Source organism: Deferrisoma palaeochoriense (genome assembly GCF_054656955.1).
Genome location: NZ_BAAHXI010000038.1, coordinates 1 through 26,274 on the forward strand (window position 1 = coordinate 1; position 26,274 = coordinate 26,274).

At 70.8% G+C, this 26,274-nt stretch carries 18 protein-coding genes; 15 read left to right on the forward strand and 3 right to left on the reverse strand.

Annotated features, from left to right (window positions below):
* Positions 1 to 475 precede the first annotated feature (475 nt).
* The 13 genes from ACYQ8L_RS11365 to ACYQ8L_RS11425 all read left to right on the forward strand — a co-directional run bounded on the left by ACYQ8L_RS11365 (position 476) and on the right by ACYQ8L_RS11425 (position 16,712).
* Positions 476 to 2,422 carry a (Fe-S)-binding protein gene (locus ACYQ8L_RS11365; RefSeq protein WP_459941916.1) on the forward strand — a complete coding sequence of 649 codons (1,947 nt, stop codon included), beginning with the start codon at positions 476 to 478 and terminating at the stop codon, positions 2,420 to 2,422.
* Positions 2,423 to 2,441: 19 nt separating this feature from the next.
* Positions 2,442 to 3,389, forward strand: a complete 948-nt coding sequence (locus tag ACYQ8L_RS11370; protein WP_459941917.1) for a hypothetical protein — start codon at positions 2,442 to 2,444, stop codon at positions 3,387 to 3,389.
* Between the two features lie 24 nt (positions 3,390 to 3,413).
* Positions 3,414 to 4,007: a 4Fe-4S dicluster domain-containing protein gene (locus ACYQ8L_RS11375; protein ID WP_459941918.1), complete on the forward strand. Its 594-nt coding sequence runs from the start codon at positions 3,414 to 3,416 to the stop codon at positions 4,005 to 4,007.
* A 3-nt stretch (positions 4,008 to 4,010) separates the two neighbouring features.
* Entirely contained in the window at positions 4,011 to 4,919 is a 909-nt protein-coding gene (gene nrfD, locus ACYQ8L_RS11380) for an NrfD/PsrC family molybdoenzyme membrane anchor subunit (protein WP_459941919.1), read from the forward strand.
* A gap of 12 nt (positions 4,920 to 4,931) precedes the next feature.
* Positions 4,932 to 7,094: a molybdopterin-containing oxidoreductase family protein gene (locus ACYQ8L_RS11385; RefSeq protein WP_459941920.1), complete on the forward strand. Its 2,163-nt coding sequence runs from the start codon at positions 4,932 to 4,934 to the stop codon at positions 7,092 to 7,094.
* A gap of 34 nt (positions 7,095 to 7,128) precedes the next feature.
* Entirely contained in the window at positions 7,129 to 7,743 is a 615-nt protein-coding gene (locus ACYQ8L_RS11390) for a NapC/NirT family cytochrome c (protein ID WP_459941921.1), read from the forward strand.
* A 210-nt stretch (positions 7,744 to 7,953) separates the two neighbouring features.
* Entirely contained in the window at positions 7,954 to 9,093 is a 1,140-nt protein-coding gene (locus ACYQ8L_RS11395; RefSeq protein WP_459941922.1) for an acyl-CoA dehydrogenase family protein, read from the forward strand.
* Between the two features lie 251 nt (positions 9,094 to 9,344).
* Positions 9,345 to 11,021: an acyl-CoA mutase large subunit family protein gene (locus ACYQ8L_RS11400; RefSeq protein ID WP_459941923.1), complete on the forward strand. Its 1,677-nt coding sequence runs from the start codon at positions 9,345 to 9,347 to the stop codon at positions 11,019 to 11,021.
* 340 nt (positions 11,022 to 11,361) lie between these two features.
* Positions 11,362 to 11,757 carry a cobalamin B12-binding domain-containing protein gene (locus ACYQ8L_RS11405; protein WP_459941924.1) on the forward strand — a complete coding sequence of 132 codons (396 nt, stop codon included), beginning with the start codon at positions 11,362 to 11,364 and terminating at the stop codon, positions 11,755 to 11,757.
* A 63-nt stretch (positions 11,758 to 11,820) separates the two neighbouring features.
* Positions 11,821 to 12,771: a methylmalonyl Co-A mutase-associated GTPase MeaB gene (gene meaB / locus ACYQ8L_RS11410; protein ID WP_459941925.1), complete on the forward strand. Its 951-nt coding sequence runs from the start codon at positions 11,821 to 11,823 to the stop codon at positions 12,769 to 12,771.
* Between the two features lie 331 nt (positions 12,772 to 13,102).
* Positions 13,103 to 13,315, forward strand: coding sequence for an SbtA family thio(seleno)oxazole RiPP natural product precursor (gene sbtA / locus ACYQ8L_RS11415; protein ID WP_459941926.1), 213 nt, complete (start codon positions 13,103 to 13,105; stop codon positions 13,313 to 13,315).
* A gap of 150 nt (positions 13,316 to 13,465) precedes the next feature.
* Positions 13,466 to 15,067, forward strand: a complete 1,602-nt coding sequence (sbtM, locus tag ACYQ8L_RS11420) for a thio(seleno)oxazole modification radical SAM maturase SbtM (protein ID WP_459941927.1) — start codon at positions 13,466 to 13,468, stop codon at positions 15,065 to 15,067.
* Positions 15,068 to 15,377: 310 nt separating this feature from the next.
* Positions 15,378 to 16,712 (forward strand): radical SAM family protein, encoded by a 1,335-nt coding sequence (locus ACYQ8L_RS11425; protein ID WP_459941928.1) that lies wholly within the window; start codon positions 15,378 to 15,380, stop codon positions 16,710 to 16,712.
* Here the strand turns inward: ACYQ8L_RS11425 and ACYQ8L_RS11430 are convergent.
* From ACYQ8L_RS11430 to ACYQ8L_RS11440, 3 genes are all read right to left on the reverse strand, one after another.
* A complete protein-coding gene (locus tag ACYQ8L_RS11430; RefSeq protein ID WP_459941929.1) occupies positions 16,678 to 17,745 on the reverse strand; it encodes a DUF3187 family protein in 1,068 nt (355 codons plus the stop codon). The two genes, ACYQ8L_RS11425 and ACYQ8L_RS11430, sit on opposite strands and share 35 nt — an antisense overlap.
* Positions 17,712 to 20,111, reverse strand: a complete 2,400-nt coding sequence (locus ACYQ8L_RS11435; protein ID WP_459941930.1) for a Lon protease family protein — start codon at positions 20,109 to 20,111, stop codon at positions 17,712 to 17,714. Before ACYQ8L_RS11435 ends, ACYQ8L_RS11430 begins: the two co-directional genes overlap by 34 nt.
* A gap of 170 nt (positions 20,112 to 20,281) precedes the next feature.
* Complete coding sequence (locus ACYQ8L_RS11440) at positions 20,282 to 20,986, reverse strand: RluA family pseudouridine synthase (protein WP_459941931.1); 705 nt, start codon at positions 20,984 to 20,986, stop codon at positions 20,282 to 20,284.
* A 438-nt stretch (positions 20,987 to 21,424) separates the two neighbouring features.
* Here ACYQ8L_RS11440 and ACYQ8L_RS11445 point away from each other — a divergent pair, with 438 nt between their 5' ends.
* Together ACYQ8L_RS11445 and ACYQ8L_RS11450 are read left to right on the forward strand one after the other, a co-directional pair.
* Positions 21,425 to 21,721, forward strand: coding sequence for a hypothetical protein (locus ACYQ8L_RS11445; protein ID WP_459941932.1), 297 nt, complete (start codon positions 21,425 to 21,427; stop codon positions 21,719 to 21,721).
* A 273-nt stretch (positions 21,722 to 21,994) separates the two neighbouring features.
* Complete coding sequence (locus tag ACYQ8L_RS11450; protein WP_459941933.1) at positions 21,995 to 26,230, forward strand: amylo-alpha-1,6-glucosidase; 4,236 nt, start codon at positions 21,995 to 21,997, stop codon at positions 26,228 to 26,230.
* Positions 26,231 to 26,274 lie beyond the last annotated feature (44 nt).

Below are 26,274 nucleotides of genomic sequence, written 5' to 3' on the forward strand. Positions count from 1 at the left end.
GCTCGCGCCCCCCCCCCCTGGCGGCCGCCAGGACCCCCCCCCCGCGGCCCCGCCCCCAACCCCCCCCGCGCCGCCCCCCCCGCGGCGCCCCCCCCCCCCCCCCCCGGCCCCCCCCCCCCCCCCCCCCCCCCCACCACCCCCACCCCCCCCCCCCCCCCCCCCACCCCAGCCCCCCCCCCCCCCCCCCCCCCCCCCCCCCCCCCCCCCCCCCCCCCCCCCCCGGTGCCGGGGGGCGGTGGACAGACGACAGGGGACAGGGGTGTTCTGCCACCTGGCCTCCGAATTCTGGCCTTGATACGGTGGCCGCTCCCACGGGGTAGGGCACCGCGAGGACGCTGGGACCCGGAGGGGCTTGACCCGGCCGGACCCCGGGGTCGGGGCTGGGCGACGGGAGAGGGCCGGGGGGCCGGCCTCTGGCGTTCCAGCGTTCCAGCTTTCCAGCCTTCTACGCCGAAGCCACTGGGAAGGAATCGTCATGGTCAATGGGCTCGATTTCGCGCTGATCGTGTTGGCGCTCGCCGTCGCCGCGGGTGGGATCGTGGCCAAGGCGCGCCGGATCGCCCTGGGCCAGCCCGAGGCCCGCGCCGGGGACTGGAGGGCCCGGGTCGGGGGGGTGTGCAGGGCCGTGCTCCGCCACGACCGGATCCTCCGGGACCTCCCCGAGGGGCGGCACCACCTGTTCCTCTTCTACGCCTTCGTGATCCCGCTCACGGTCATCGTGGTGGTGCAGGCGGCGTTCACCCTTCCGGGGTTCCTGGCGAGACCTCTTGCGCTCGCACTCGACGTCGTGGCGTTGTTGGGGCTCTACGGCACGGCCCGGCTCTGGGTGCGCCGGTACTCGGAGAGGCCCGACCGGCTCGACAACAAGCCCGAGGATCGCTGGGCGCTGGTGGTGCTGCTCTTGATCTTCGTGACCGGGTTCCTGACCGAGGCGAGCCGGCTCTCGATGCTCAGCGGGTTCGAGAACCTCTGGAGCCCCGTCGGGTTCGCCTTGAGCATCCCGCTCCACCTCCTGCCGGAGTCCTGGCGGCTGTTCCTGGTGCACTTCTTCTGGCGCGTTCATCTCTATCTCGTGCTCCTTACCCTGGCGAGCCTTCCCTATGGGAAGTTCGGGCACATCCCCTTCGGGGTGGCGAACATCTTTTTCCGGAATCTGGGCCCCAAGGGGGCGTTCCGGCCCGTGGACATCGAGAACTCCGAGGTCTACGGGGTGGGCCAGGTGGAGCATTTCACCTGGAAGCAGCTCCTGGATCTCGAAGCCTGTGTGCGCTGCGGCCGGTGCCAGGCCCGGTGCCCCGCCTACAACACCGGGAAGACCCTGAGCCCCAAGAAGGTGATCCAGGACCTGCGGTCCCACTGGATCGCCAAGGCCCCGTACCTCCGAAAGGGCCAGGCCGAGGCCTTTGAGGAACCGATGATCGAGGGCGGGGGCGTGAGCCACGAGGACATCTGGGCCTGCACCACGTGCCGGCACTGCATGGAGACCTGCCCCATGCAGATCGAGCACGTGGACAAGATCGTGGACATGCGGCGCTACCTGGTGCTGATGGAAGGCCAGATGCCCCAGGAGTTGGTGACCCTGAACCGGAACATGGAGAACAACTTCAACCCCTGGGGCGTGGGGTGGTCGGCCCGGAACGACTGGATGGCCCGCCGCAAGGTGAGCCCCCGGATCCTGACCGAGGAGGAGAACCCCGAGTTCGAGGTGCTCCTGTGGGTGGGTTGCGCCGGTGCCTACGACGACCGGTACCAGCGGGTGGTGGCCTCCGTGTGCAAACTCCTCGATCGGGCCGGGGTCTCCTACGGGGTGCTCGGCACCCAGGAGAAGTGCTGCGGCGACCCGGCCCGGGCCTCGGGCAACGAGTACCTCTACCAGACCCTGGTGGCGGAGAACATCGCGGCCATGGACGCCTTGGGGGTCAAGAAGATCCTCGCCACCTGCCCCCACTGCCTGAAGACCCTGTCCAAGGAGTACCCCCAGTTCGGCGGGAACTACGAGGTGGTCCACCACACCCAGTTCCTCCTAGAGCTCCTGGGCCAGGGCCGGCTCAAGCCGGTGCGGCCCATGCCTGCGAAACTCACTTTCCACGACTCCTGCTACCTCTCGCGCTACGCCGACATCGTGGCCGAGCCCCGGAGGCTCCTGGGGGCGGTGGAGGGGATCGAGCTCGCCGAGATGCCCCGCCACGGCACCGAGAACTTCTGCTGCGGCGCCGGCGGCGGCCGCATGTGGATGGAGGAGGAGGGCACCCGGATCAACAACGTCCGGGCCGAGGAGGCCGTGGCCACCGGCGCCGGCGTGATCGGCGCGGCCTGCCCGTTCTGCCTGACCATGCTGAGCGACGGGGTGAAGGCCCAGAAGAAGGAAGAGGAGGTCCAGGTGCTCGACATCGCCGAGATCCTCGACCGGGTGACGGCGTAGGGGCCGGGGAGGAGACGCCATGAAGCGAGCCGTGATCGTAGCCGTGCTTCTGGCCCTCGGCGCCACGGCCTGGGCCGAGGAGATGGCGCCGGGGTTCAAGCCGCCGGCCGAGAAGATCGAGAAGCCCTACACCAACGACAAGTGCCTCAAGAACTGCCACGGGGTGCCCGGGTTCTCGGCCGGGGGGCCGGCGGGCGAACTGCGCGACCTGTTCGTGGACGCCCAGGCGTTCGTGTTCTCGACCCACGGGCAGAAGGGCGTGGAGTGCATCGATTGCCACCGGGACGCCGACCCCAACTTCCACCCGCGCACGGGGTACCCCGACGTGGACTGCCGGGCCTGCCACGCCAAGACGCCGCCCGAGGGGGCGTATCCGCCGGATGCCCTGAAGGCCCTCGAGGCCAAGGGCATCAAGCCGCCGCCCGAGGAGGCCCGCAAGGCCGAGGGGTGGCTGAACACGAAGCACGGCCAGGCCTGGGCCCGGGGCGACGAGAAGGCACCGTTCTGCCCCGACTGCCACACGGCCCACCGGATCCGGAAGGCCGACGACCCGGCCTCCACGGTGAACCGGGCGAACCTGGCCGAGACCTGCGGCCGGTGCCACGCCGACCAGGTGGCCGGCGGCCGGGTGGGGGTGTGGCTTGCGCGGTTCCGGGTGGGGGCCCACGGCAAGGGCGACCTTACGAACCGTTACGACGCCACCGAGTGCGTGTCGTGCCACCAGGGCGAGGCGGCCCACGCCGAGGAGACGGTCACCGGTCAGGCCTGCCCCAACTGCCACCGGGTCCCCGAGGAGCGCGGCAGGGAGGTTGCGAGCCTCCACATCCGGCCGAACTCGGCCGAACAACCGCTCGCGCGGGCCCTGTCCTGGCTCTACGAGGCCGGGTTCTGGGCCGGGGTGGGGGCGCTGGTGCTCGGGGTGGTGTTCTGGGGTTTCACGAGCCTCTTTCGCCGGGACGACGGCTGAGGCCCCGCGGGAGGAAACGGTCCCATGGCGAAGACCCGTTACGGATTCCTGATCGATCTGCGGCGGTGCATCGGGTGCCGCACCTGCCAGGTGGCCTGCAAGCAGGAGAACGACGTGCCCCTGGGGGTGTACCGCACCTGGGTGAAGGAGGTGGAGAAGGGCGTCTACCCCAAGGTGCGGCGCCATTTCATCCCGATTCTCTGCAACCAGTGTGAGAACCCGGCCTGCACCCGGGTGTGCCCGGTGCGGGCCACCTACTCGTTGCCGAACGGCATCGTGTACATCGACCCCCACCGGTGCATCGGGTGCCGGTACTGCATGGCCGCCTGCCCCTACTCGGTGCGGTTCATCCACCCCGAGCGCCGGGTGGCCCAGAAATGCGACTGGTGCTGGCCCCGGGTGCGGGACGGGTACGGGCCCCCGGCCTGCGTGGCCTCGTGTCCGACCCGGGCGATGGTGTTCGGCGATCTAAACGACCCGGAGAGCGAGATCGCCAAGATCCTGGCCCGGGAACCCACGGCGGTCCTGAAGCCCGAGACCGGGAACCGGCCGGTGGTGTTCTACATCGGCCTCGACGACCAGGCGGCCCGCACGGTGGAAGGCCACGGGGAGGAGTAAGCCATGGACCTGAACCTTCTGTACACCATCCCCCACCACGTAGAGCCCCGGGAGGCCTTCGGCCTGGCCATCGCCATCTACTTCTACCTCACGGGGCTTTCGGCCGGGTCGTTCATCATCTCGACCCTGGCCTACGGGTTCGGCATGGAGAAGTACAAGCCCCTGGGCAAGGTGGGCGTGGTGCTGGCGACCCTGCTCCTCATTGCGGCGCCCATGTTCCTCCTCTTGCACGCCGGCCGGCCCCTGCGGGCGTGGCACCTGTTCGTGTACCTCAACGGCACCAGCCCGATTTCCTGGGGGTCGTTCCTCCTTACGATCTACCCGATCAACTGCATCATCTACGGGTTCTTCATGTTCCGGGGGAACGCGAAGCTCACGAAGACCTTCGGACTCATCGGGATCCCGCTCGCGATCATGGTGCACGGCTACACCGGGTTCATCCTGAGCTTCGCCAAGGCCCATGCCCTGTGGCGCACCAGCATGATGCCGATCCTGTTCCTCACCTCGGCCATGGTGAGCGGCGTGGCCATGATGATCCTGGTGACCATTATCAAGGAGCGGTTCTTCGGCGCCGAGCGCAAGGTGAACACCGAGGTGGTGTTCGGGCTCGGGAAGATGCTCCTGTGGCTTCTCGTGTTCGACCTCTTCCTGAGCTTCTCGGACCTGGCGGTGCACTACTTCGGGGAGGCCGAGTCCATGGAGTCGGCCCGGCTTCTGCTGACCGGGGCGTTCGCGCCCACCTTCATCTGGGTGGAGACGCTCATGGGCAAGGTGCTCCCGCTCGTGCTCGTGGCGAACGCTCGCACCCGGAACGTGGCCGTCTACGGGTTTGCCGCGGTGCTCGTGATGGTCGGGATCTTCGCCATGCGCTGCAACGTGGTGCTGGGCGGCGAGTTCCTGCCGCTCCTCTAACGGGGGAACGCCATGCGGAGCATCAGCCGACGCCAGTTTCTTGCATGGAGCGGGGCCGGGGTGGCCGGCGCGGCCCTGGCCGGGCCGGCGGTGGCGAAACTCCCGGAACCGGCCCACCGGTCCCTGCGCAAATTCCGCGACCCCGTGGCGACCGCCTGCACGGCCTGCGGTTCGGCCTGTGCGGTGCGGGCGTTTCGGGACGGGGGCCTCCCGGTCCAGATCGTGCCCAACCCCGAAGCCGGGGATCTGGGCGGGGTCTGCCCGAGGGCCTTCGCGGCCCTGGAGGCGTTTCGCGACCCGGCCCGGATCACGCGGCCGCTCCGGCGAACGGGGTCGCGGGGTTCCGGGGAGTTCGAGCCGGTCTCCTGGGACGAGGCCCTGGATACCATTGCCGAGGCCCTCACCCGGGGACCCGAGCGGGCCTACTTCGATCTGGGTCGGCCCGATCCCCTGGCCGGCTCGGTGCTGGAGCGCCTGGGGGTCCGCCACCGGATCGACGCCGCCGCGAGCCTCCGGTGGGGAGCCCGGGAGGCCCAGCGGGCCGTGTACGGGGCGCCCCTGGCCGCGCCCGATCTCTCCAGGGTGCGAACCCTCCTTCTTGTGGGGGCGCAGCCCTGGGACGAGGCCGAGGGCATCGGCCGCCTGGGCAAGGGGCTCGCGGAACTGCGGGCCCGGGGCGGCCGGATCCTGTGCCTAAGCTCCTACGAGGGGGCCACCGGGAGCGTGGCCGACGAGTGGATCCCGATCCGGCCGGGCTCGGAGACCCTGGTGGTTCTGGGAATCCTGCGGGTGCTCCTCACCCAGGGCGCGTTCGACGCCGAGGCCTTCGGCCGGTGGGTGGGGCTTGCGCCCGAGAAGGTGCTCGAGGCCCTGGTGCCCTACTCCGTGGATCTGGTGGAGGCCGCCTCGGGGCTCTCGGCCCTGAGCCTCGTGCGGCTCGCCCGGGAGTTCCGGGCCGGGGCGCCCTCGCTTGCCTGGGTGGACGCGGCCGGGAACCCCGAGGCCGAGGCCTTGGAGGCCGCGGCCGCGGTGTTGAACGCGACCCAGGGAGACCCCGAGGCCGCGGGTCTGCGGCTCGCCCACCCGCTGCGGTGGCTTCCCGGGTTCGAGCCCACCGCACCCCGGACCCGGGCGATCAAGGATCTCCTGGCCGGGAACGAGGGAGCGAGCCTGTACCTGGCGTACCGCTCGAACCCGGTGTACGAGGCCCCCCGGAGCCGCTCGGTGCGCCGCGCGTTCACCGAGGAGGACCGAATCGGGCTCGTGGTGGCCTTCGACACCCACCTCACGGAGACGGCGCGGGTGGCCGACCTGGTGCTCCCGGCTCCCACCGATCTCGAGCTCTGGAACCTGGTGGGGGGGTACGACGCCGAGGGGAAGGCCTGGGTGCTGCTCCAGCAACCGGTGCCCCGGACCCCGCCGGAACCCCGGTGGCTGCGCCGGCCGGACGCGCCCCTGGAGGGGCTCTTTGAAGGCCCGCCCAACGCTCCCGTGGGCGACGCGCGGCAACTCGGGGACGTGCTCCTGGCCGTGGGCCGCAGGGTGGACGAGGGGTTCGCCGAGTCGTTCCCCTATCCCGACACGGGGGCGTACGTGCACTACCTCTGCGACACCCTTCCCCCGCTCGCGGCCGACGGGGGATACACGGCGCTCGCGGGCACCGGGGTTTGGCGCGCCCGAAGGGCCGGGTACCCCTGGGCCCGGGAGAACGGATTTCCCACCGCGTCGGGGGTGCTCGAGGTGGCGGGCCGGCTGGCCCATCGCATGCCGACGGATCTCAAACGCCTGGAGGGGGGGGACTTCGCCTTGGTGGTGACCCGGCCTCCCGAGCTCGATCCGTCGTTTCCCGTTTCGGCCCGGGGCCGGGAGATCCGGCACGAAAACCCCTTGTGGCTCCACCCGGAGGCCGCCCGGGCCCTGGGGCTTTCGGAGGGGGACTGGGCCCGGGTGCGCACCGAGGTGGGCGAGGCGCGGGTCAGGGTGCGGCTGGCCCAGGGGCTCCATCCCCGGGCGGCGGCGCTCTCCTGGGGGTTCGGCCACGAGGAAGCCCTGGAGGCGGGATGGTGGCGGGACCACGGGCCCGGGGTCTCGGTGGCCCAGGTGGCGCCGTTTCGCACGGACCGGCACGGGGCGCAGGCCTGGAAGGCCCTGCGGGTTTCGGTGAGCCGCGCCTGACGCGGCGGCGGCAGGAGACATGGGGAGAACGACCATGGGTTGGTTGATCGCTCGAGCCAAGAACATGACCGCCGGCGGATGGGCCGGGTTCCTCGCGGTGGTCGTCCTCGTGGGGTTGGGCCTGTTCGTGGCCGGGGCCCGGTGGGTGAACACGTCCCCGAACCGGTGCGCCACCTGCCACCCGGTGCTCACGGAGCTGTGGCACGAGAGCCAGGGGCACCCGGCCGAACGAGTCACCTGCTACGAATGCCATGCCCAGCACCCGGAGCTCCCGGAGTCGGCCAACGTCTTCGGGTACGTGCGCGACCGGCTGATCCCTGAGGGGTACGCGGCGTTCGACGAGAGGGTGGAGGCCCGGTGCGAGGGCTGCCACACCGACATCCGGTCGAAAACCGAGGAGAACCGGAAACTCATCCGGGTCAACCACAAGGTGCATCTGGCCAAGACCGACCCCCAGGGGAATCCGCTCGATCTGGGGTGCCTCGACTGCCATCGGACCATCGCCCACGACAAGGCCGAGGTGCCCACCTGGCGGCCCCGGATGTACGGGTGCTTTACGGGCGACTGCCACCGCAAGGACCGGAACAAGGACAACTGCCGGCGCTGCCACTACCAGCACCTGGCCGAACCGGGGGCAGAGGTCCTGTAGCCGATCTCCCCCGCCGCCCCCCAGGGGCGGTTTTCTCCGGCACCAAGTTCCAGTTGACGTAAAGTGGGAGGCCTGGGGCGCAAGGGTAGCGGGGCGGTCCACCTTCGGGCCCGTTGTCCGCTCCCCTGGGGCGAAACACCGAAGTCCCGTGGGGAATGGCCTTCCGGCCTTCCAGCCTCCTAGCTTTCCAGCCTTACACACGGAGACGCCATGGAGTTCGCACTGACCGAAGAACAGAAGATGATCCAGGACATGGTCCGCCGGTTCGCCGAGAACGAGCTCAAGCCCATCGCCGACGAGCTCGACCGCACCGAGCGGTTCCCGGCGGACACCCTGAGGAAGATGGCCGAGCTCGGGCTCATGAGCATGCTGGTGCCGGCCGAGGCCGGCGGCACGGGCATGGGCGCCGTGGCCTACTCCCTGGCCCTCACGGAGATCGCCCGGGGGTGCATGAGCCACGCCGTCACCACCTCGGTCACCAACATGGTGTGCGAGGCGATCTACCGGTTCGGCACCCCGGAGCAGCACGCCCGGTACATCCCCAAGATCGCCTCCGGGGAATACGTGGCCGGCGCGTTCGCCCTCACCGAGCCCAACGCCGGGTCCGACGCCGGGAGCCTGCGAGCCACGGCCGAGCGCGACGGCGACTCCTACGTGATCAACGGAACCAAGGTGTTCATCACCTCGGGGTCCTACGCCGGGGTCGTGATGGTGGCGGCTAAGACCGACCGGGAGGCCGGCAAGCGCGGCATCAGCGTGTTCCTGGTGGAGCAGGGCACCCCGGGCATGAAGGTGGCCCGCAAGGAGGAGAAGATGGGCCAGCGGGCCTCCGACACGGTGCAACTCGTCTTCGAGGACTGCCGGGTGCCTGCGGAAAACCTCCTGGGCCGGGAGGGCGACGGGTTCAAGATCATGCTGGCGAGCCTGGACGGGGGCCGCATCGGCATCGCCTCCAACGCCTGCGGGCTCGCCCAGGCGGCCCTGGAGTCGGCCACGGCCTACGCCAAGGACCGCCGCCAGTTCGGCCGGCCCATCGCCGACTTCCAGGCGATCCAGTTCAAGCTGGCCGACATGGCCACCCAGTTCGACGCCGCCCGGATGCTCACCCTGCGGGCCGCCCACAAGAAGGAACTCGGAAAGCCCTACACCCAGGAGGCCAGCATGGCCAAGGTGTACGCCACCGAGATGGCCCAGCGGGTGGCCCGGGAGGCCATCCAGATCCACGGCGGCTACGGGTACGTGCGGGAGTACCCGGTGGAGCGCTACCTCCGGGACGCCATGGCGCTCACCCTCTATGAGGGCACGAGCGAGATCCAGCGCCTGGTGATCTCGCGGCAGCTGTTGGCGTGAGTCGGCTAGGAGGCTAGGAGGCTGGGAAGCTGGGAAGCTGGGAAGCTGGGAAGCGAAACAGCTAGGCGGCTGGGCGGCTGGGCGGGCACGGGCCGCTGTGGGGGGCAGCCTGCCTGAGTGGGGCCGGCCTGGCGGTTGACCACGGTTTCACGGGTATGGGCACAAGGCTGGGGCCAGGAGGTGTCGGAGCGCTCCCGCGTTCCAGCCTTCCGGCGTTCCAGCTAGAAGACAAACCCTAAGGAGTTGTTGCGATGGCGGACAACCAGAACCTCGATGCGATCCGGAAGGAAAACGAGCGGTGGGCCCAGAAGGTGGCCGAGGCCACGGCCCGGTGGCCCGAGCGGTACGAGGAGTTCCGGAGCCTCTCGGAGATCCCGATCCGGCGGCTCTACACCCCGGCCGACGTGCCGGACTTCGAGTACCTGAAGGACCTGGGCTACCCGGGCGAGTACCCGTTCACCCGGGGCGTGCAGCCCACCATGTACCGGGGCCGGCTCTGGACCATGCGCCAGTTCTCCGGGTTCGGCACGGCCGAGGAGACGAACCAGCGCTACAAGTTCCTGCTGGAGAACGGCCAGACCGGGCTCTCGGTGGCGTTCCACTACCCCACCCTCAAGGGCGTGAACTCCGACCACCCCCTGGCCCGGGGCGAGGTGGGCAAATGCGGGGTGGCCATCGACAGCCTGCGCGACATGGAGATCCTCTTTGACGGGATCCCCCTGGACCAGGTCACCACCTCCATGACCATCAACCACCCGGCCCCCGTGCTCCTGGCCATGTACCTGGTGGTGGCCGAGAAGCAGGGGGTGAGCTGGGACAAGGTGGGCGGCACGGTCCAGAACGACCCCCTGAAGGAGTTCTTCGCCCAGAAGTCGTTCATCTGGCCCCCGCGGGAGAGCGTGCGGCTCCTGGTGGACACCATGGAGTTCTGCATGAAGCACGTGCCCAAGTGGCACCCGGTCTCGATCTCGGGCTACCACATCCGGGAGGCCGGCAGCACGGCCCAGCAGGAGCTCGCGTTCACCCTGGCCGACGGCATCGCCTACGTGCAGGCCGCCGTGGAGCGGGGCCTCGACGTCAACGCCTTTGGGCCGATGCTGAGCTTCTTCTTCGACGCCCACATGGACTTTTTCGAGGAGATCGCGAAATTCCGGGCGGCCCGGCGGATGTGGGCCCGCATCATGAAGGAGCGGTTCGGCGCCACGAACCCCAAGGCCATGTGGATGCGGTTCCACACCCAGACGGCCGGGGTGAGCCTCACGGCCCAGCAGCCGCTCAACAACATCGTGCGCACGGCCTTCGAGGCGCTTTCCGCGGTGCTGGGGGGGACCCAGAGCCTCCATACCAACTCCTTCGACGAGGCCGAGGCCCTGCCCACGGAGGAGGCGGTCACGGTGGCCCTGCGGACCCAGCAGATCATCGCCCACGAGACCGGGGTGGCGAACACCATCGACCCCCTGGCCGGGTCCTACTTCGTGGAGGCCCTCACCAACGAGATGGAGCGCCAGGCCGAGGAGTACATCCGCAAAATCGACGAGCTCGGGGGGATGATCACGGCCGTGGAGCAGGGCTATCCCCAGGATGAGATCATGCGGGCCTCCATGGAGTTCCAGAAGGCCGTGGAGGAGGGCCGCAAGATCATCGTGGGCGTGAACAAGTTCCAGATGAAGGAGGAAAAGCCGATCCCGATCCTGAAGATCGACGACGCCGTCGAGAAGGCCCAGATCGCCCGGATCGAGGACACGAAGCGCAACCGCGACAACGCCAAGGTGGAGCGCTACCTCCAGGAGATCCGCGACGCCGCTCGGGGCGGGGACAACCTGATGTACCCCATTCTGGAGGCGGTGCGGGAGTACGCGCTGCTCGGAGAGATCTGCGACGCCCTGGTGGACGTGTTCGGGGCCTACGAGGACCCGGCGGTGTTCTAAAAACCGGAGTTCGGAACGCAAACGGCGGCCACCGGCGTTGTCCGAATCCCGCTGGGCCGTTGGGGAGCTCAGGAACGCGGAGGATACGGAGGGGGCGGGTTCCGAGGTGTGGGAGCGCCCTTCCAGTTAACTTCCTGCTAGGACGCTGGGAGGCTGGGAGGCTAGGACGCCAAAATCCTTCGTGATCTCGGCCTCATCGGCTGTCCCAACGCGTGGAGCGGCTCCGAAGGGGCTCCCACGGAGAAAAAGGGTAAACAACGCTGGAATCGCAGAGGATTGCGGCTTCCCAGCCTCCCCGCCTTCCAGCGTTCCAGCATAAATCGCCGGACGGAGGACGACGATGAAGCAGAAAAAGGTGCGGGTGCTCATTGCCAAACCGGGCCTCGACGGCCACGACCGGGGGGCCAAGGTGGTGGCCCGGTATCTCCAGGAAAACGGGTACGAGGTGATCTACACGGGGCTCCACCAAAGCCCCGAACAGATCGTGAACGCCGCCCTGCAGGAGGCCGTGGACGCCATCGGGATCTCGGTGCTCTCGGGCTCCCACAACTACGTGTTCCCCGAGGTGATGCGGCTTCTGAAGGAGCGGGGCATGGAGGACGTGGTGGTGTTCGGCGGAGGTACGATCCCCGAGGATGACATCCCGCCGCTTCTGGCCACCGGCGTGAAGGCCCTGTTTCGGCCCGGGACGCCGCTGGAGGCCGTGACCAAGTTCCTCAAGGAACACGTGGGGTAAGAAGCGGGCGGCTCCCCGCGTTCTCGCCTTCTAGTGTTCCAGCGATCCGAAGGACATCACACCATGAACTACGTGGAAGAGGCCCTGAAGGGCAACCAACTGGCCGGGGCGCGGCTGATCCGGCTCCTGGAGGAGGGGGATCCCCAGGGCGTCGAGTGCCTGAAGGCCCTCTACCCCCACACCGGGCGGGCGTTCATCCTGGGAATCACCGGCCCGCCGGGCGCGGGCAAGTCCACCCTGGTGGACCGGATCATCGCCGAGTTCCGGCGCCGGGACCTCAAGGTGGGGGTGGTGGCCGTGGACCCCTCGAGCCCGTTCAGCGGGGGTGCGATCCTGGGCGACCGGGTGCGGATGCAGCGCCACGCCACCGACCCGGGGGTGTTCGTTCGCTCCATGGCGACCCGGGGCCACCTGGGGGGGCTGAGCCGGGCCACCGGAGAGGCCGTCCTGGTGCTCGACGCCATGGGCTACGACGTGATCCTGATCGAGACCGTGGGCGTGGGCCAGGACGAGGTGGAGATCGTGGACATGGCCCACTCCACCGCCGTGGTGTGCCTGCCGGGCATGGGCGACGACATCCAGGCCATGAAGGCGGGCATCCTGGAGATCGGGGACCTGTTCATCGTGAACAAGGCCGACCGGCCGGGCGCCGACGAGGTGGTCAAACAGCTCTCCATCATGCTGGAAATGCGTACGGCCCACGACGAAGACGCTTGGAGGCCCCCGGTCTTGAAGACCGTCGCCGTGAAGAACGAGGGCATCGCCGAGGTGGTGGACGCCTTCTTCGCCCACCGGGAGCACCAGGAGCAGACGGGGAAGCTGGCCGAACGCAAGGCAAAGCGCCAGATGCACTTCTTCCGGGAGCTTGTCAAGGAGCTCGCCGCCGAGCGGATCTTCGGGGCGGTGGAGGGCACCGACGAGTACGCCCAGATGCTCTCCGAGCTCCGGGCCCGCCGCCTCGACCCCTACAGCGCGGCGGAAACCCTCCTCGACAAGACCCTGGGCCCCCGGTAGCGCGGCGCCCTGGCCCCCGGGCCGGGTGCCATCCGGGGAGCGACATCGAAACCCTCTCCTCCGGTTACGGGGGGAGGGTTTCGTGCTGTTTGGGCAACCAGAAGGGGCGTGCGGACGGTCCCGACCGGACGGGATCTCCCGGGGGGAGGAGGGTGGCGTTTCCTTCTCCTTGCCAGTCAGATCGGTTCCGGTATTCTGGATCGCCAAACCCGATGAAAGGCTCCACGTGCATCGACGTTCGCAATGGGCGCCTTTCACCGGGGATCCTGTTCCGCACCGGTGCGGCGAGGGCGGGCCGGATCGGCGCGGGCACACGAAAGGAGGTGATCGGATGGACCGCACCCTTCTCAAGAAGCTCCTGGCGGGGTTCACGGTGGCGGGCCTCGTGGCCGGCACCACGGCCGGACTCACGGGCTGCGCCGGCAAGGCCCACGGCAGTTGAACCGGGCAGAAAACCGGTGCAGGTAGCACCGGCTGAACGGGCTCCAAAGACGGCGCCGGGAGCGCCAAGGATGCCCAGAAACCGGGTGGTCAGGGATCCTGAACGGGTTCCAAGAAGCAGTAGCGCGGTCTGCGCTGCCAGGGGTCACCCGGAACACCGAGACGCGAGAGGCAAGACAGGGGGGCCGACTCCGGACGCTTCGCCCGGCGCCGGGCCGGCCCCCCGTGGTCTTATGGGACGGACGGGAGAAAGATGAACGGGCCGAAGGTGCGGAGCTGGGAGTCCGTGTTCCCGGCGGTGTGGTCGGCGTTGTCGCCGTTGGTTTGGGGGCGGTGGGTGGCGGACCTGCCGGAGCGGCCCTCGCCCGGCTGGGACCCGGAGGAGGCGCTCCGGCGGCTCCAGGGCCTGGACGGCGCGCCGCCCCACGCGCCGAACTTGGCCCGGCTGGAATGGGCCCGGTACCGGGCGGCGCGGGTCGAGCCTTCGGCCCCGGTAGGGGAGGATCTCGCGCCGAACCCGACCCTTTCGCTCCTTCGGTTGGGCTGGCGGGGGCTCACGGATCACCTCAACGGGGACGGGCAGCCGGGGCCGCCGGAACCGGGGGAGGAGTGGGTGTTGGTGTGGCGCCGGGGATCGGGCGAGGTGGTGTCGCGGCCGGCCGGACCGGAGGACCTTCTGGCCCTCAAGCTCGTGGCCGAGGGGATCTCCCCGGAACGGGCCGCGCTCGAGGCCGGGGTGCCGCAGGGGCGGATCGAGCGGGCGCTGTGGCGGGCCCGGGACGAGGACCTCGTGCTGGGGCCGGCCCCACTGCTTGGCAGGGACCCCGAGGCGTTCGGGATCGGGCCCAAGGGATGGGAGCCGTACTGGACCGCCCACGCGTTCACGCTCCAGTGGCACCTCACCCAGACCTGCGACCTGCGCTGCAAGCACTGCTACGACCGCAGCCCAAGGCGGGCGCCGGACCTCCGAGAGGCGGTGCGGGTGCTGGACGAACTCGACCGCTTCTGCCGGGAGCGCCGGGTCCGGGGACAGGTGACCTTCACCGGCGGGAACCCGTTGCTTCACCCCCGCTTCCCGGAGATCTACCGGGAAGCCGCGGACCGCGGGTTCGACCTCGCGATTCTCGGGAACCCCTCAGGCCCCAACGAGATCGATGTGATCTGCGCGATCCGGGTTCCCGAGGTGTTCCAGGTGAGCCTGGAGGGGCTCGAACCCCACAACGACGAGATCCGGGGACCCGGGCATTTCCGCCGCACCCTGGCCTTCTTGGACGTGCTCCGGGAACGGGGCGTGTTCTCCATGGTCATGCTCACCCTGACCCGGGACAACGTGGATCAGGTTCTTCCCCTGGCCGAGGCGCTCCAGGGACGTGCGGACCGGTTCCACTTCAACCGGCTCTCGCCGGTGGGTGAAGGGGCCACCCTGGGGGTGGTGGAACCGGAGCGGTACCGGGATTTCTTGCGGGAGTACCGGGCCGCCGCGGCCGATCTCCCGATCCTGGGGCTCAAGGACAACCTGTTCAACCGGGTCTTGGCCGAGGCCGGCGAACCGGTATTCGGGGGGTGCACCGGGTTCGGGTGCGGGGCGGCGTTCAACTTCGTGAGTCTCCTGCCCGACGGCGAGGTCCACGCCTGCCGGAAGTTCCCGTCCCCCATCGGCAACCTCACCACCCAGTCCCTCTCGGAGATCTACGACTCCCCCCTCGCGGCCCGCTACCGCGCGGGGCCGGCCGCGTGCCGGGGTTGCGCCGTGCGTCCGGTGTGCGGGGGGTGCCTGGCAAGCGCAAGCGGCGCCGGCCGCGATCCGTTCGGCGACCGGGATCCCTGGTGCCCGGGGCCGGTGGCGGCCGCGTAGCCGGTTTCCCCGGCGCCACCCCGAAGCGAGACATCCGCTGCCCGGCCCGCTACAATGCTCGGCCGGCAGCGGGGCCGGCCGGTTCGGATTCAGGTTTCATACCAAGTTGCGTTCAAAACTACCGTTTCCGGATTCGGCCCGGTAAGGGGTCTGGTGGTGCGCCTGGCGTGGCTCCTACAGTGGCCGGATGCCGCACTTACGCACGGCCGGAACCAGGCCCCTTGCCGGGCCCCCGGGATGGGTGTCTGTTTGAACGCAACTTGGTATCACGAGGGGAGAAACGGAAGCGGTGGCGCACGCAAGGCTTTTAGTGGCGGATAACGAGGGCCGGATCGTGGAGTGGCCGGGGCTGGCGCTCGCCGGCCAGTCCGGGGACCGGTGGGGGCCGGTGCCGGACGAGGAGCTCGTGCCGGTGCCCGAGGGCACGAAGGTGTTTTTCCTCCCGGGCACCCAGGCCGTGGGCTGGGACCCCGAGGCGGGCCGCCCCCGGGTGCTCCGCCGGTACCGGGCCGTGGCCGCCATGCTCCAGGCCGGGTACACCCGCACCCGGCTTCCGGCCGTGGCCTACCCCCGGGGCCGGGCGCCCCGGTTCGGGTGCCACCGGTACCTGCCGCTCTGGGCCTACGCCGCGGTGGGATGGAAGGACGGCCGCATGGTGGCCGCGGCGTTCCGGGTGGACCCCATGACCCACTCGGAGACCCGCCACTACGACGACCGGGAGATCGCGCCCCGGGTCGAGGCCCGGGTGGCCCGGGAGGGCCGAAACCGCCTGGTGCGCCACCTGGCCCGGTGCGCCCTGGAGTACCACTGCTTCGCCGCGAAGAACCTGTTCATGGAGCGGTGGGAGGCGCCGCTCCCCACGGCGCCCTCCTGTAACGCCCGGTGCGTGGGGTGCATCAGCCTCCAACCGGCCGACTGCTGCCCGGCGAGCCAGGAGCGGATCCGGTTTGTGCCCACGGTGCGGGAGCTGTGCGAGGTGGCGGTGCCCCACCTGGAGCGGGTGGACCGGGGCATCGTGAGCTTCGGCCAGGGGTGCGAGGGGGAGCCCCTCACCGTGGCCGACCGGATCGCCGAGGCGGTGGGGGCGTTTCGGTCCGAGACCGACCGGGGCACGATCCACCTCAACACGAACGGCAGCCGGCCCGAGGCCCTGCGGGCCGTGGCCCGCTCCGGGCTCGACTCGGTGCGGATCAGCCTCAATTCCGCCGTGCCCGAGACCTACCACGCCTACTACCGGCCCCGCCGGTTCCGGTTCGAGGACGTGCGGGAGGCCGTGCGGATCGCCGTGGAGGAGGGGCTCTACACGGCGCTCAATCTCCTCGTGTTCCCCGGGGTGACCGACCTGCCCGAGGAGGTGGAGGCCCTGGAGCGGCTGATCGAGGAGACCGGGCTCCACATGGTGCACCTGCGAAACCTCTCCCTCGATCCCCGGCTCTACCTCGACCACCTGCCCGCCCGGCTGCGGCGGCGGGACGACGGGATCGGGCTCTTTCCCCTGGCTCGGCGGCTGAAGCGCCGGTTCCCCCACCTGGAGCTCGGCTACTTCAACCGCCCGAAGGAGGCCTTTGCCGCCCCCCTGGTGGACGAGCTTCCCTGGGCCCGGGAGGTTCTCAGGGGCTCCACCGCACCCACGCCAGGAACGTGACGTCGGGGGCGGTGTCCACGGCCACGTCCTCCCCCACCGCCAGGTCGAGCCACGCGACGTCCGAAAGCCGAAGGGAGCCCCCGGTCCAGAGTTGGAGAGCCGGGGAACCCAGCGGGCGGGCGTCGCTCCGGAACGCCGGGGTGGCCGCATCGAGTTGGGCCCGCAGGACCACGGGCTCCCGGGGCGACCACTCCAGGCCCGCCGTGGCCCCGGCCTGCCAGCGCCGCCGCCGGTCGGGGAGCACGTCGCCCCGGCCGGCCCCCCAGGCCGCCAGGCCGGCGTACCACCCGGCCCGGAGTCGCGGCAACTCCCCACCGGCGTCGAGGCGGAGGCCCGCCTGCACCGTGCCCCCGCCCAGGAGGCCCTCCGGCCTTCCCGCGGGAAGCTTCAGCCATCCCCGGGCGGCGGCCCGGGGGCCCAGTTGACGCCCGCCCCAGACGAGCACATCCCCGAGGCCCCAGGTGGAGCGGTCGAGACCTATCCGTTCCGTTTCCTCCTGCCGGTAGGTGAAGGCGAGCCGGCCGTGGGGGGCCTCGTCGCGGCCGCCTTGGGGGAGGTGGAACGCCCGGTGCCAGCCCTCGATGAAGGCGTCGAACACCCCGCCGTTGTGGCCCAGGGCCGAGATCTCGCCGCCCAGTTCCCAGCCTCCCGGGAGTCCCAGGGCCGCCGCCAGCCGCAGGCCCTGGGTCTCCCCGTCGAACGACACGGACTCGCCGCCGGCCCGGTTTTCGTTGAACTGGCTTGCCGCCTCGACCCCCACCCGGAACCGGGGGGCCCCGGGCGAGGGCACGGTCGGGGGCTGGGCGGGCAAGGGGGCGAAGAGCCCGCTCAGGGGGGAGCGGTTCACGCCGGGAAACGGTACGGGCGGCGCGGCGCGGCCCGGCGCCGACCCCAGGACGAGGAAGAACGCGAGGAAAACGGCGGTCCGTCCCGACCCGCGCCCTCTCGGCGCCCGGGTTCTTGGCCGGACCGCGGCTCCCGAGCGCCTTCGGCCCCCGGTCACGTTTCCTCGCCGTTGTGGATCTTCCGCCACAGGGCCGCGAGCCGCTCGAGCTTTCGCATGACCTTCCCGTTCACGGTGCCGTCGGGGTACGTGCCGTAGGGGGTCAGTTCCCCGGCCGGTAGGCCCGTGAGGAGCTCGAGGCCCTCGTCCACGGTCTCGATGGGGTAGATGTGGAACCGGCCCCGTTCCACGGCCTCCACCACCTCGGGGTCGAGCATCAGGTGGGGCACGTTGGCCTTGGGGATGATGACCCCCTGGGTGCCGGTGAGGCCCTTGACCTTGCAGGTCCGGTAGAACCCCTCGATCTTCTCGTTGATGCCGCCCACGGCCTGGATCTGGCCCTGCTGGCTCACCGAGCCGGTCACGGCCAGGTCCTGGCGCAGCGGGATCTCGGCCAGGGCCGAGATGAGCGCAAACAGCTCGGCGGAGCTTGCGCTGTCGCCGTCCACCCCGGCGTAGGACTGCTCGAAACACAGGCTCGCCGCGAACGAGATCGGGAACCGCCGGGCGTAGCGCGACCCGAAAAAGCCCTGGAGGATCAGGACCCCCTTGTTGTGGATGCGGCCCCCCAGTTCACTTTCGCGCTCTATGTTCACGAGACCCTCCCGGCCCAGGAAGATCTTGGCCGTGACCCGCGAGGGTTTCCCGAACGAGTAGTCGCCCAGGTCGTACACGGAAAGCCCGTTCACCTGGCCCACGGCCGTGCCCCGGGTGTCCACGATCAGGGTGCCCTCGGCGATGAGCCGACCGATCCACTCCTCCAGGTAGTTCGAGCGGTACACCTTTTCCCGAATCGCCCGGTCCACGTGCTCGGCGCCCACGGCCTCGGCGCCGTCCTTGCGCGCCCAGTGGTGGGCCTCGCGCACGAGGTCGGTGATCTCCAGGTAATGGGTGGCCATGCGGGACTGGTGCTCGGCCAGCCGAAGCCCGTGCTCGGCCACCCGGGCCACGGCCTCCCGGCGAAACGGCAGGAGCCCCTCCTCGTTGGCGTGGCTCGCCACCAGGAAGGCGTAGGCCATCAGGTTGTCCTCGTTGAGCTCCATGTCCTCGCTGAACTCGCCCTTGACCTTGAAGAGCTTGAGGAAGTCCTCGTCGTAGCGCTGGAGCAGGTAATAGATCCAGGGGGTACCCAGGAGTACCACCTTGAGCCGGGCCGGGATGGGCTCGGGCTTCAGGGTGGTGGTGGAGATGAGCCGAAACTGCTCCCCGATCTCCTCGATCCGGATCCGGCCGTCCTTGAGCACCCGCTTGAGGGCGTCGTAGGCGAAGGGGTTGAGGAGCACGTCGCGCACGTCGAGCACGAGGTAGCCGCCGTTCGCCCGGTGGAACGCCCCGGCCTTGATCAGGGTGAAGTCGGTGACGAAGGCCCCGAGTTGCACGTAGTGCTCGATGCGGCCAACCAGATTGTGATACGTCGGGTTCGACTCGTACACCACCGGGGCGTGCTCGAGGTCCCGGTTGTTCACGAGCACGTTGACCTGGTAGCGCTTCACCCGGGCCTCGATGCCGGGCGCCCGAAACGGGAACGGGAGCCCCCCTCCCTCCTGCCCGCCGGAGCGAAACTCGTCGAGGTTCTCCACCACGTCGGCCTCCACGGCCTTGAGGTGCTCCACCACCCCGGTGTGAGCCTTGTATTTCTCGAGCAGCGCCTCGATCTCGTGGCCCACGGCCGCAAGCGCCACCCGCTTCTCCAACGCCTCCAGATCGGCCTTGGCCCTGCGGTCGATCTCTTTCACCCGCTCCACCGTCTCCCGGAGCTTCGCCTGGAGCACCTCCCGGGCTTCGCGTACCGCCCGCTGTTCCTCCTCGGGAAGCCGCTCGAAGTCCTCCTGGCTCACGGGGGAGCCCTCGTGGGTGTAGACGAGGGCAAGCCCCTCGGCGCTTCGCTGCACCAGGAAGCCGCGTTCGTTGGCCACCGCCTCGAGTTCCCGGAAGGCTTTGGCCTTCTCCTCTTGGGCACGCTTGGCGATGGCCGCCTTCTCCTTCTCGTAGGCCTCGCCCCCCAGGGCCTTCGGGATCTCGGTCCGAAGCGCCTGGACCAGCCGCTCCATGTCGGCGCGGAATTCCTCGCCCATGCCGGCCGGGAGCTCGATGGCCCGGGGTTTTTCCTCGTCGGCGAAGTTGTACACGTACACCCAGTCGCCGGGCGCCGGGCGGGCCCGGGCCACCTCCTCCACCAGGGCGAGGGCGGTCGTCCGTTTGCCGGCGCCGGGCGGGCCCAGCACGAAGATGTTGTACCCGGGGCTTTCCATCTCGAGCCCGAACTCGAGGGCCCGCACGGCGCGCTCCTGGCCCAGGGGTCGCCGGCGGGGCGGAAGCTCGGCCGTGGTCTCGAAGGGCAGTTGCGAAGGGTCGATTCGGCGACGCAGGGCCGCCGGCGTCAGCGGGTTCACCATGGGAAGGTCTCCGGAAAAGCCGTGAATCGTAAATCGTAAATCGTGAACGGTACCGTTGCGTTATGGCGTCGGGATCGGGGAGGGGTCCGCGCCGAATCGGCGGTAAGCGAGACTCTCGGATTCCCCTCCTCGGATGGACCGACGGACCGGCGGGTGGCCGGGGGTTCCCATCAGGGGCTCGGGGTACCCTCCCGGCCGGCCCGGAGCCGGCGAAGCAGGGCTTCCAGGTCCCGGGGCAGGACGCTCTCGAACCGGAGGGGTTTCCCCGTAACGGGATGGGCGAACCCGAGCTTCCAGGCGTGGAGGGCTTGGCGCCCGAGGCGGGTTCGGCCCTCCTCCTCCCAGGCGTAGTGGCGGTCGCCCACGAGCGGGTGGCCGGCGGCCCGGAACTGGACCCGGATCTGATTCTTGAGCCCGGTCTCGAGCCGGACCTCCACCAGGGTGGCGTCGGCGAACCGCTCGAGCACCCGGTAGTGGGTCACGGCCAACGTTCCACCCCGCTCGACCACGCGCTGCCGGAACCCGTCGCGGGTGAGCTCAAGCCGGTGGCGCAAGGTGCCGGCGTCGTCCTCGAGCCGGCCCCGGACCACGGCCAGGTACACCCGCTCCGGGCTGTGGGCCCGGAACTGGGCCACGAGCCCCTCCCAGGCCCGGCGGCCCTTGGCGAACACCACGAGCCCCGTCGTGTACCGGTCGATCCGGTGGGCGGCCCGGGCGGTTCGCTTTTGGGATTCCAGGTACCGGTTCAGGAGGTCCTGGAGGTTCCGGGCCCGGGTTCCGGGCACCGGCACCGTCAGAAGCCCGGCCGGCTTGTCAACCACCAGAAGGTGGGGATCCTCGTACACGATGCGGAAGCGGCTTCGCGGGTGACCCAAGGGGGGTTCCTCCCATGTCGGCTAGGCGGCTGAGCGGTCAGGCGGCCGGACGGCGGAAGACTGCCAGGATTTCGGCGGTGCCGTCTCGCCGGCCTGCGGGAGCTACTTCCGTTTCCGCAATCGGAATTCATCGGGCAGAGTTCAGTCCCCCCGCTCCGTCCGCTGGTCCCCGGAACCGGTGGGGGTTCCGGGATGATACCCACCCTGGGGTGCCGGAACAATCCGAGTCTTGGCGGCTAAAGTCTTGGAAGTCTCCTCCCGAATAGGTAAAACGTTGTTGTTCCAGTGGCAGGGGCATCCAACCCGTACCGAGGAGGGCAGTATGGAACTGGCGAAGTGGTGGAGGGGGAGTCTGGCGGTTGCGGCGAGCCTCGTGTTCCTCGCGGGCTGCGGCGATACGAAGGGGAGCTCCCCCAGCAGATCAACCTGGGGGTTTCGGTGGAGCACGCGTTCTCGTGGCTCACCCTCGTGGGCGCCGCCGACTGGGTGGACGTGACCACCGAGCTGGGGACGGACGACGACGTGTACAAGCGGCTCCATTTCGGTCTCGAGGCCCGGCTGCCCAAGGCCCTGTCGTTCCGGGCGGGACTCTACCAGGGGTACGGCTCCTTCGGGGCGACGCTCGACCTCTGGGTCCTCCGGATCGACTACGCCACCTACGCCGAGGAGATCGGCCCGGCGGCGGGCGAACGGGCCGACCGGCGCCACGTGGTCCAGGCCACATTGGGGTGGTAAGGGAGGTTGACACCTCGGAACCAGGCGATACGCTGAGACTCGTCCGGAGGCGGCCCGGCTCCGGGTCAGCGGGTCGGAGGATCGAACCCGGACCCAGGCGCGGCCGGGGCGCTGCGACAACCCTCACGTTTCCAAGGGAGATGACGACGCGTTGATCCGGCCCCGGCGGCCTTGCGGCCGCGGCCGACCCGGACACCCCGAGAACCCCGGCAGCGCGGGCTGCCGGGGTTCTCCATGTGAGCCTGTTCGCCCCTCCCCTTCAAAGGAAGCCCCATGGTCCTCTCCCAGTCCCCGGAACCCGGGACCTCGCTCCTCGCCTTTCGGGGGGATCTCCTGACGCTGACCCTGTCCGTCGCCCCCCCCTCGGAGGGGGCGGCATACGTCCGCACGAATCTCGGCCGGGCCGGGGTTCGCCGGGCCGAGATCGTGGCCGAGGCCGAGGACGGGGTGCCGGCGCTCGGAGGCGACTGGCACGACGTGCCCATGGAGCCGGCCTCCCCGGGCCGGTTCGTGGCCCGGCTCCCCCTGGCCGAGGTGGGGGTGTTCGAGGCCAAGGCGTTTTTCCTGCCCCGTGGCCGCCGCGATCCCCGCTGGCCCCCCGGTCCGAACCTCCGGGTCAAGGTCGAGGCCGCCCAAAACCTCGCCGCCAACAGCCAGTACACGGCCTTCGTGCGCATGTTCCGAAAACCGGTGCCGCCCGACCCGGGCGCGAAGCCCTGCGAGGCTCTCCTCGACCGCCTCGGGTACACGGTGATCCCGGCCTCCGGCACCTTTCGGGAGCTCGCGCGCCGGCTCGACCACATCCTGGGCACGCTCCGGTGCCGGATCATCCAGCTCCTGCCGATCCACCCCGTGCCCACCACCTACGCCCGCATGGGCCGGTTCGGCAGCCCCTATGCGGCCCTGGACTTTTTCGACGTGGATCCCGCGCTCGCGGAGTTCGACCGGCGCACGACCCCCCTCGACCAGTTCCGGGAGCTCCTCGACGCGGTGCACGCCCGGGGCGGGCGGCTGTTCCTAGACATCCCCGTCAACCACACGGGCTGGGCCTCGTGGCTCCAGATCCACCGGCCCCACTGGTTCGCCCGGGACGAGGCCCGGCGGTTCGCCTCGCCCGGGGCCTGGGGCGTCACCTGGGAGGACCTCTCGAAGCTCGACTACGCCCACCGGGACCTCTGGCGGTACATGGCCCGGGTGTTCCTGTACTGGTGCCGCCAGGGGGTGGACGGGTTCCGGTGCGACGCGGGGTACATGATCCCCACGGAGGTGTGGCGCTACATCGTGGCCCGGGTACGCCAGGAGTACCCGGACACCGTGTTCCTGCTCGAGGGGCTGGGAGGGCCCGTGGCCACCACCGAGGCCCTGCTCGCGGACGCGGGGCTCGACTGGGCCTACTCGGAGCTTTTCCAGAACTACGACCGGGGCCAGATCGAGTGGTATCTGCCCGAGGCCGAGCGGATCGCCCAGGCCCGAGGCCTCCTGGTCCACTACGCCGAGACCCACGACAACAACCGGCTCGCCGCCACCTCCGAGGCCTTCGCCCGGCTGCGCACCGCCCTCACCGCGCTCCTGAGCCGCCGGGGCGCGTTCGGCATCACCTGCGGGGTGGAGTGGCTCGCCACCGAGAAGCTCGACGTCCACGGCGCCTCCGACCTCGCTTGGGGCGCCCAGCCGAACCTGGTGGATTGGATCGCCCGGCTCCACGCGATCCACGAGGTCCACCCGTCGTTCCTGCCCGGCGCGAGAATCCAGCTCGTGACCCGCGGGCCGGGAAACGTGCTGGCGGTCCGGCGCGAGGACCGGGACGGCCGGTTCCCCCTGCTGGTGGCCGCGAACCTGAATCCGGGCGAGCCCGCCCGGGTGGCCTGGGATCCCGGGGCCACCCCGGGGGAGCCGCCCCTCCGGGACCTCCTCACGGGCCGTGAATGGGTCCCCGAGCCCACGGCGGCCGGCCCCGGCCTCGCCCTCGACCCCGGCCAGGTCGTGTGCCTCACGGCCCGCCCGGCCGACCTGGAGGCCGTGGAGCAGGCCCTAGCCGAGCCCCCGGGGTTCCTCGAGCCGGTGCGGCGGCAGCGGCTCCGGGCCAAGGTGCTGGATCTGGCCCGGTGGTTCGGCCGGGAGGACGCCGTGCTCGACGACCTCGACGCCCTGGCCGAGGAGCTCGGCCGGGACCCGGCCGGGGCCTCGGCCCGGATCGCGGGCCGGAGATGGCCGCCGGTGGTGCGCTGGAGGTGGCCGGCCGACGCCCGGCGGCGGGTGCCGGTGCCCCCGGGTGCCGTGCTCCTCGTCACGGCGGAGAGCCGGTTCCGGGCCGACCTTCGGATGGGGGACCGGACCCTGGCCCGGGAGGACTCCCTGCCGCTCCCGGGAGGGGGGCAGTTCGCCGTCGTGGTGCCCGGGATCCGGCCCGAGGAGGCCCAGGGGGTCGGCCTGGCCCTGCGGGTGTACGAGACGGAGGGCGCGAAGGCGGTGGAGGCGCCGGTGCTCCTGCTGGGCACGGCGGAGCCGTGGGTGCGGATGGGGTTCGAGGGCGCTTCGATCCGGGGCCGGTACGCGCTCCTGGCGAACGCCCGGGGGGCCATGGCCCAGGTGCGGGCCGAATGGGGGGAGGTGGAAAGCCTCTACGACGCGTGGCTGGCCGGAAACCTCGACCCGGACCGGCCGGTGGACCGCCACGTCATGCTGAAACGGATGCGGGGATGGGTGGTCTACCGGGGGTACAGCCAGGCCCTGGGCGCCGGGTGCACCGAGCGGTTCGGCGTGGATCCCGACGGCGCGGCCCGGTGGAGGTTCTCGGTGCCCTGCGGCATGGGCCGCCGGGTCGTGCTCGACGCGGTCCTGCGCATCGCCCCCGATGAGAACCGGGTGCAGGCCGAGTTCCACCGCCAGGCGGCCGGGGAGGGCCCGGACGTCCTGCCCGACGACGAGCCGGTGCGCCTCATCCTCCGGCCCGACGTGGAGGACCGCACCAACCACGGCCACACCAAGGCCTACGCCGGCCCCGAGAAGGTGTGGCCCAAGGCCGTGCGGCCGTTCCCGGCCGGCTTCGAGTTCGCCCCCGACCCGGCGCGGCGCCTCGTGGTGGCGGCCATGCCCGGGGAGTTCGTGCCCGAGCCGGAGTGGATCTACGGGATCCACCACCCCTGGGAGGCCTCCCGGGGCATCGACCCCCTCTCCGACGCCTTCAGCCCGGGATACCTGCGGCTTCGATTGGCCGGGGGCGAGCGGGCGTTGGTGCAGGCCGAGATCCGGACCGGCCGGGAGTTCCCGGCCCCGGCGCCCCGGATGCGGGTCCGGCGTCCCCGGGGGGACCGGGTCCCGCTCCCCGCGGCTCTTCGGGCGGCCCTCGACGCGTTCTTGGTCCACCGGGACGGGGGGCTCACCGTGATCGCGGGATACCCCTGGTTCCTGGACTGGGGCCGGGACACCCTCATTTTCCTCCGGGGCGCCGTGGCCGCCGGGTTCGGGGAGGAAGCCCTCGAGATCCTCCTGAGCTTCGCCCGGTTCGAGGACCGGGGGACGATCCCCAACATGATCCGGGGCGCCGACACCTCGAACCGGGACACGTCCGACGCCCCCCTCTGGCTCCTCGTGGTGGCCGGGGAGGTCGCCGAGGTGTTGGGCGGGGCGGTGTGGGACGAGGACTGCGGGGGCCGGACCCTCCGGGACGTGGCCCGCTCCATCGCCGAACACTACCTCTCGGGCACCCCCAACGGGGTGCGGGCCGATCCGGCCACCGGGCTCGTGTTCAGCCCGGCCCATTTCACCTGGATGGACACGAACCACCCGGCGGGCACGCCCCGGGAGGGGTACCCGGTGGAGATCCAGGCCCTGTGGCACCGGGGGCTCCGGGTGCTGGCCGAGGCCACCGGGGACGCCCGGTGGGCCGGGGTGGCGGACCGGGTGCGGGACGCGTTTCGGGCCCTCTTCTTCCGGGACGACCTCGGGTTCCTGTCCGACTGCCTCCACGGGCCCCCGGGCACCCCCCCGGCCGAGGCCACGGCCGACGACCACCTGCGGCCCAACCAGCTCCTGGCCCTCACCCTGGGGCTCTACGACGAGCCAACGGGGTGCCGGAGGGTGCTCGAGAACTGCCAGGAACTCCTGGTGCCCGGCGCCATCCGGAGCCTCGCGGATCGGCCGCTGGGGGTGCCGTTGACGATCGAACACCTGGGGCGGGTCCTGGGCGACCCCCATCGCCCGTACCAGGGCCGGTACGAGGGGCCCGAGGACACGGCCCGAAAGCCCGCCTACCACAACGGCACGGCCTGGACCTGGCCGTTTCCGCTCTACGCCGAGGCCCTGTGGCGGGTGTACGGGGAAGAGGCGCGCGGGGAGGCCCGGGCCCTCCTGGGGGCCGTGGCCGGGCTGGTGGAAGGGGGGTGCGTCGGGCACGTGCCGGAGATCCTCGACGGCGACGCCCCCCATGCCCAGCGGGGCTGCGGGGCCCAAGCCTGGGGCGCCTCGGAGTTCGTGCGGGTACTTGCGGTCCTGGACGGCAGGGGATAGGTTGATGGCTCGCCGGTGCGGGCTGCGCCCCCGTCGGGGGCGGC

Excerpts from the sequence above, each read along its gene's own strand:
- nrfD (WP_459941919.1), top strand. The coding sequence starts at position 4,011 with ATGGACCTGAACCTTCTGTACACCATCCCCCACCACGTAGAGCCCCGG.
- ACYQ8L_RS11395 (WP_459941922.1), top strand. The coding sequence starts at position 7,954 with ATGGAGTTCGCACTGACCGAAGAACAGAAGATGATCCAGGACATGGTC.
- meaB (WP_459941925.1), top strand. The coding sequence starts at position 11,821 with ATGAACTACGTGGAAGAGGCCCTGAAGGGCAACCAACTGGCCGGGGCG.
- ACYQ8L_RS11405 (WP_459941924.1), top strand. The coding sequence starts at position 11,362 with ATGAAGCAGAAAAAGGTGCGGGTGCTCATTGCCAAACCGGGCCTCGAC.
- ACYQ8L_RS11450 (WP_459941933.1), top strand. The coding sequence starts at position 21,995 with ATGGTCCTCTCCCAGTCCCCGGAACCCGGGACCTCGCTCCTCGCCTTT.
- ACYQ8L_RS11435 (WP_459941930.1), bottom strand. The coding sequence starts at position 20,111 with ATGGTGAACCCGCTGACGCCGGCGGCCCTGCGTCGCCGAATCGACCCT.
- ACYQ8L_RS11390 (WP_459941921.1), top strand. The coding sequence starts at position 7,129 with ATGGGTTGGTTGATCGCTCGAGCCAAGAACATGACCGCCGGCGGATGG.
- ACYQ8L_RS11400 (WP_459941923.1), top strand. The coding sequence starts at position 9,345 with ATGGCGGACAACCAGAACCTCGATGCGATCCGGAAGGAAAACGAGCGG.
- sbtM (WP_459941927.1), top strand. The coding sequence starts at position 13,466 with ATGAACGGGCCGAAGGTGCGGAGCTGGGAGTCCGTGTTCCCGGCGGTG.
- ACYQ8L_RS11375 (WP_459941918.1), top strand. The coding sequence starts at position 3,414 with ATGGCGAAGACCCGTTACGGATTCCTGATCGATCTGCGGCGGTGCATC.
- ACYQ8L_RS11365 (WP_459941916.1), top strand. The coding sequence starts at position 476 with ATGGTCAATGGGCTCGATTTCGCGCTGATCGTGTTGGCGCTCGCCGTC.
- ACYQ8L_RS11385 (WP_459941920.1), top strand. The coding sequence starts at position 4,932 with ATGCGGAGCATCAGCCGACGCCAGTTTCTTGCATGGAGCGGGGCCGGG.
- ACYQ8L_RS11370 (WP_459941917.1), top strand. The coding sequence starts at position 2,442 with ATGAAGCGAGCCGTGATCGTAGCCGTGCTTCTGGCCCTCGGCGCCACG.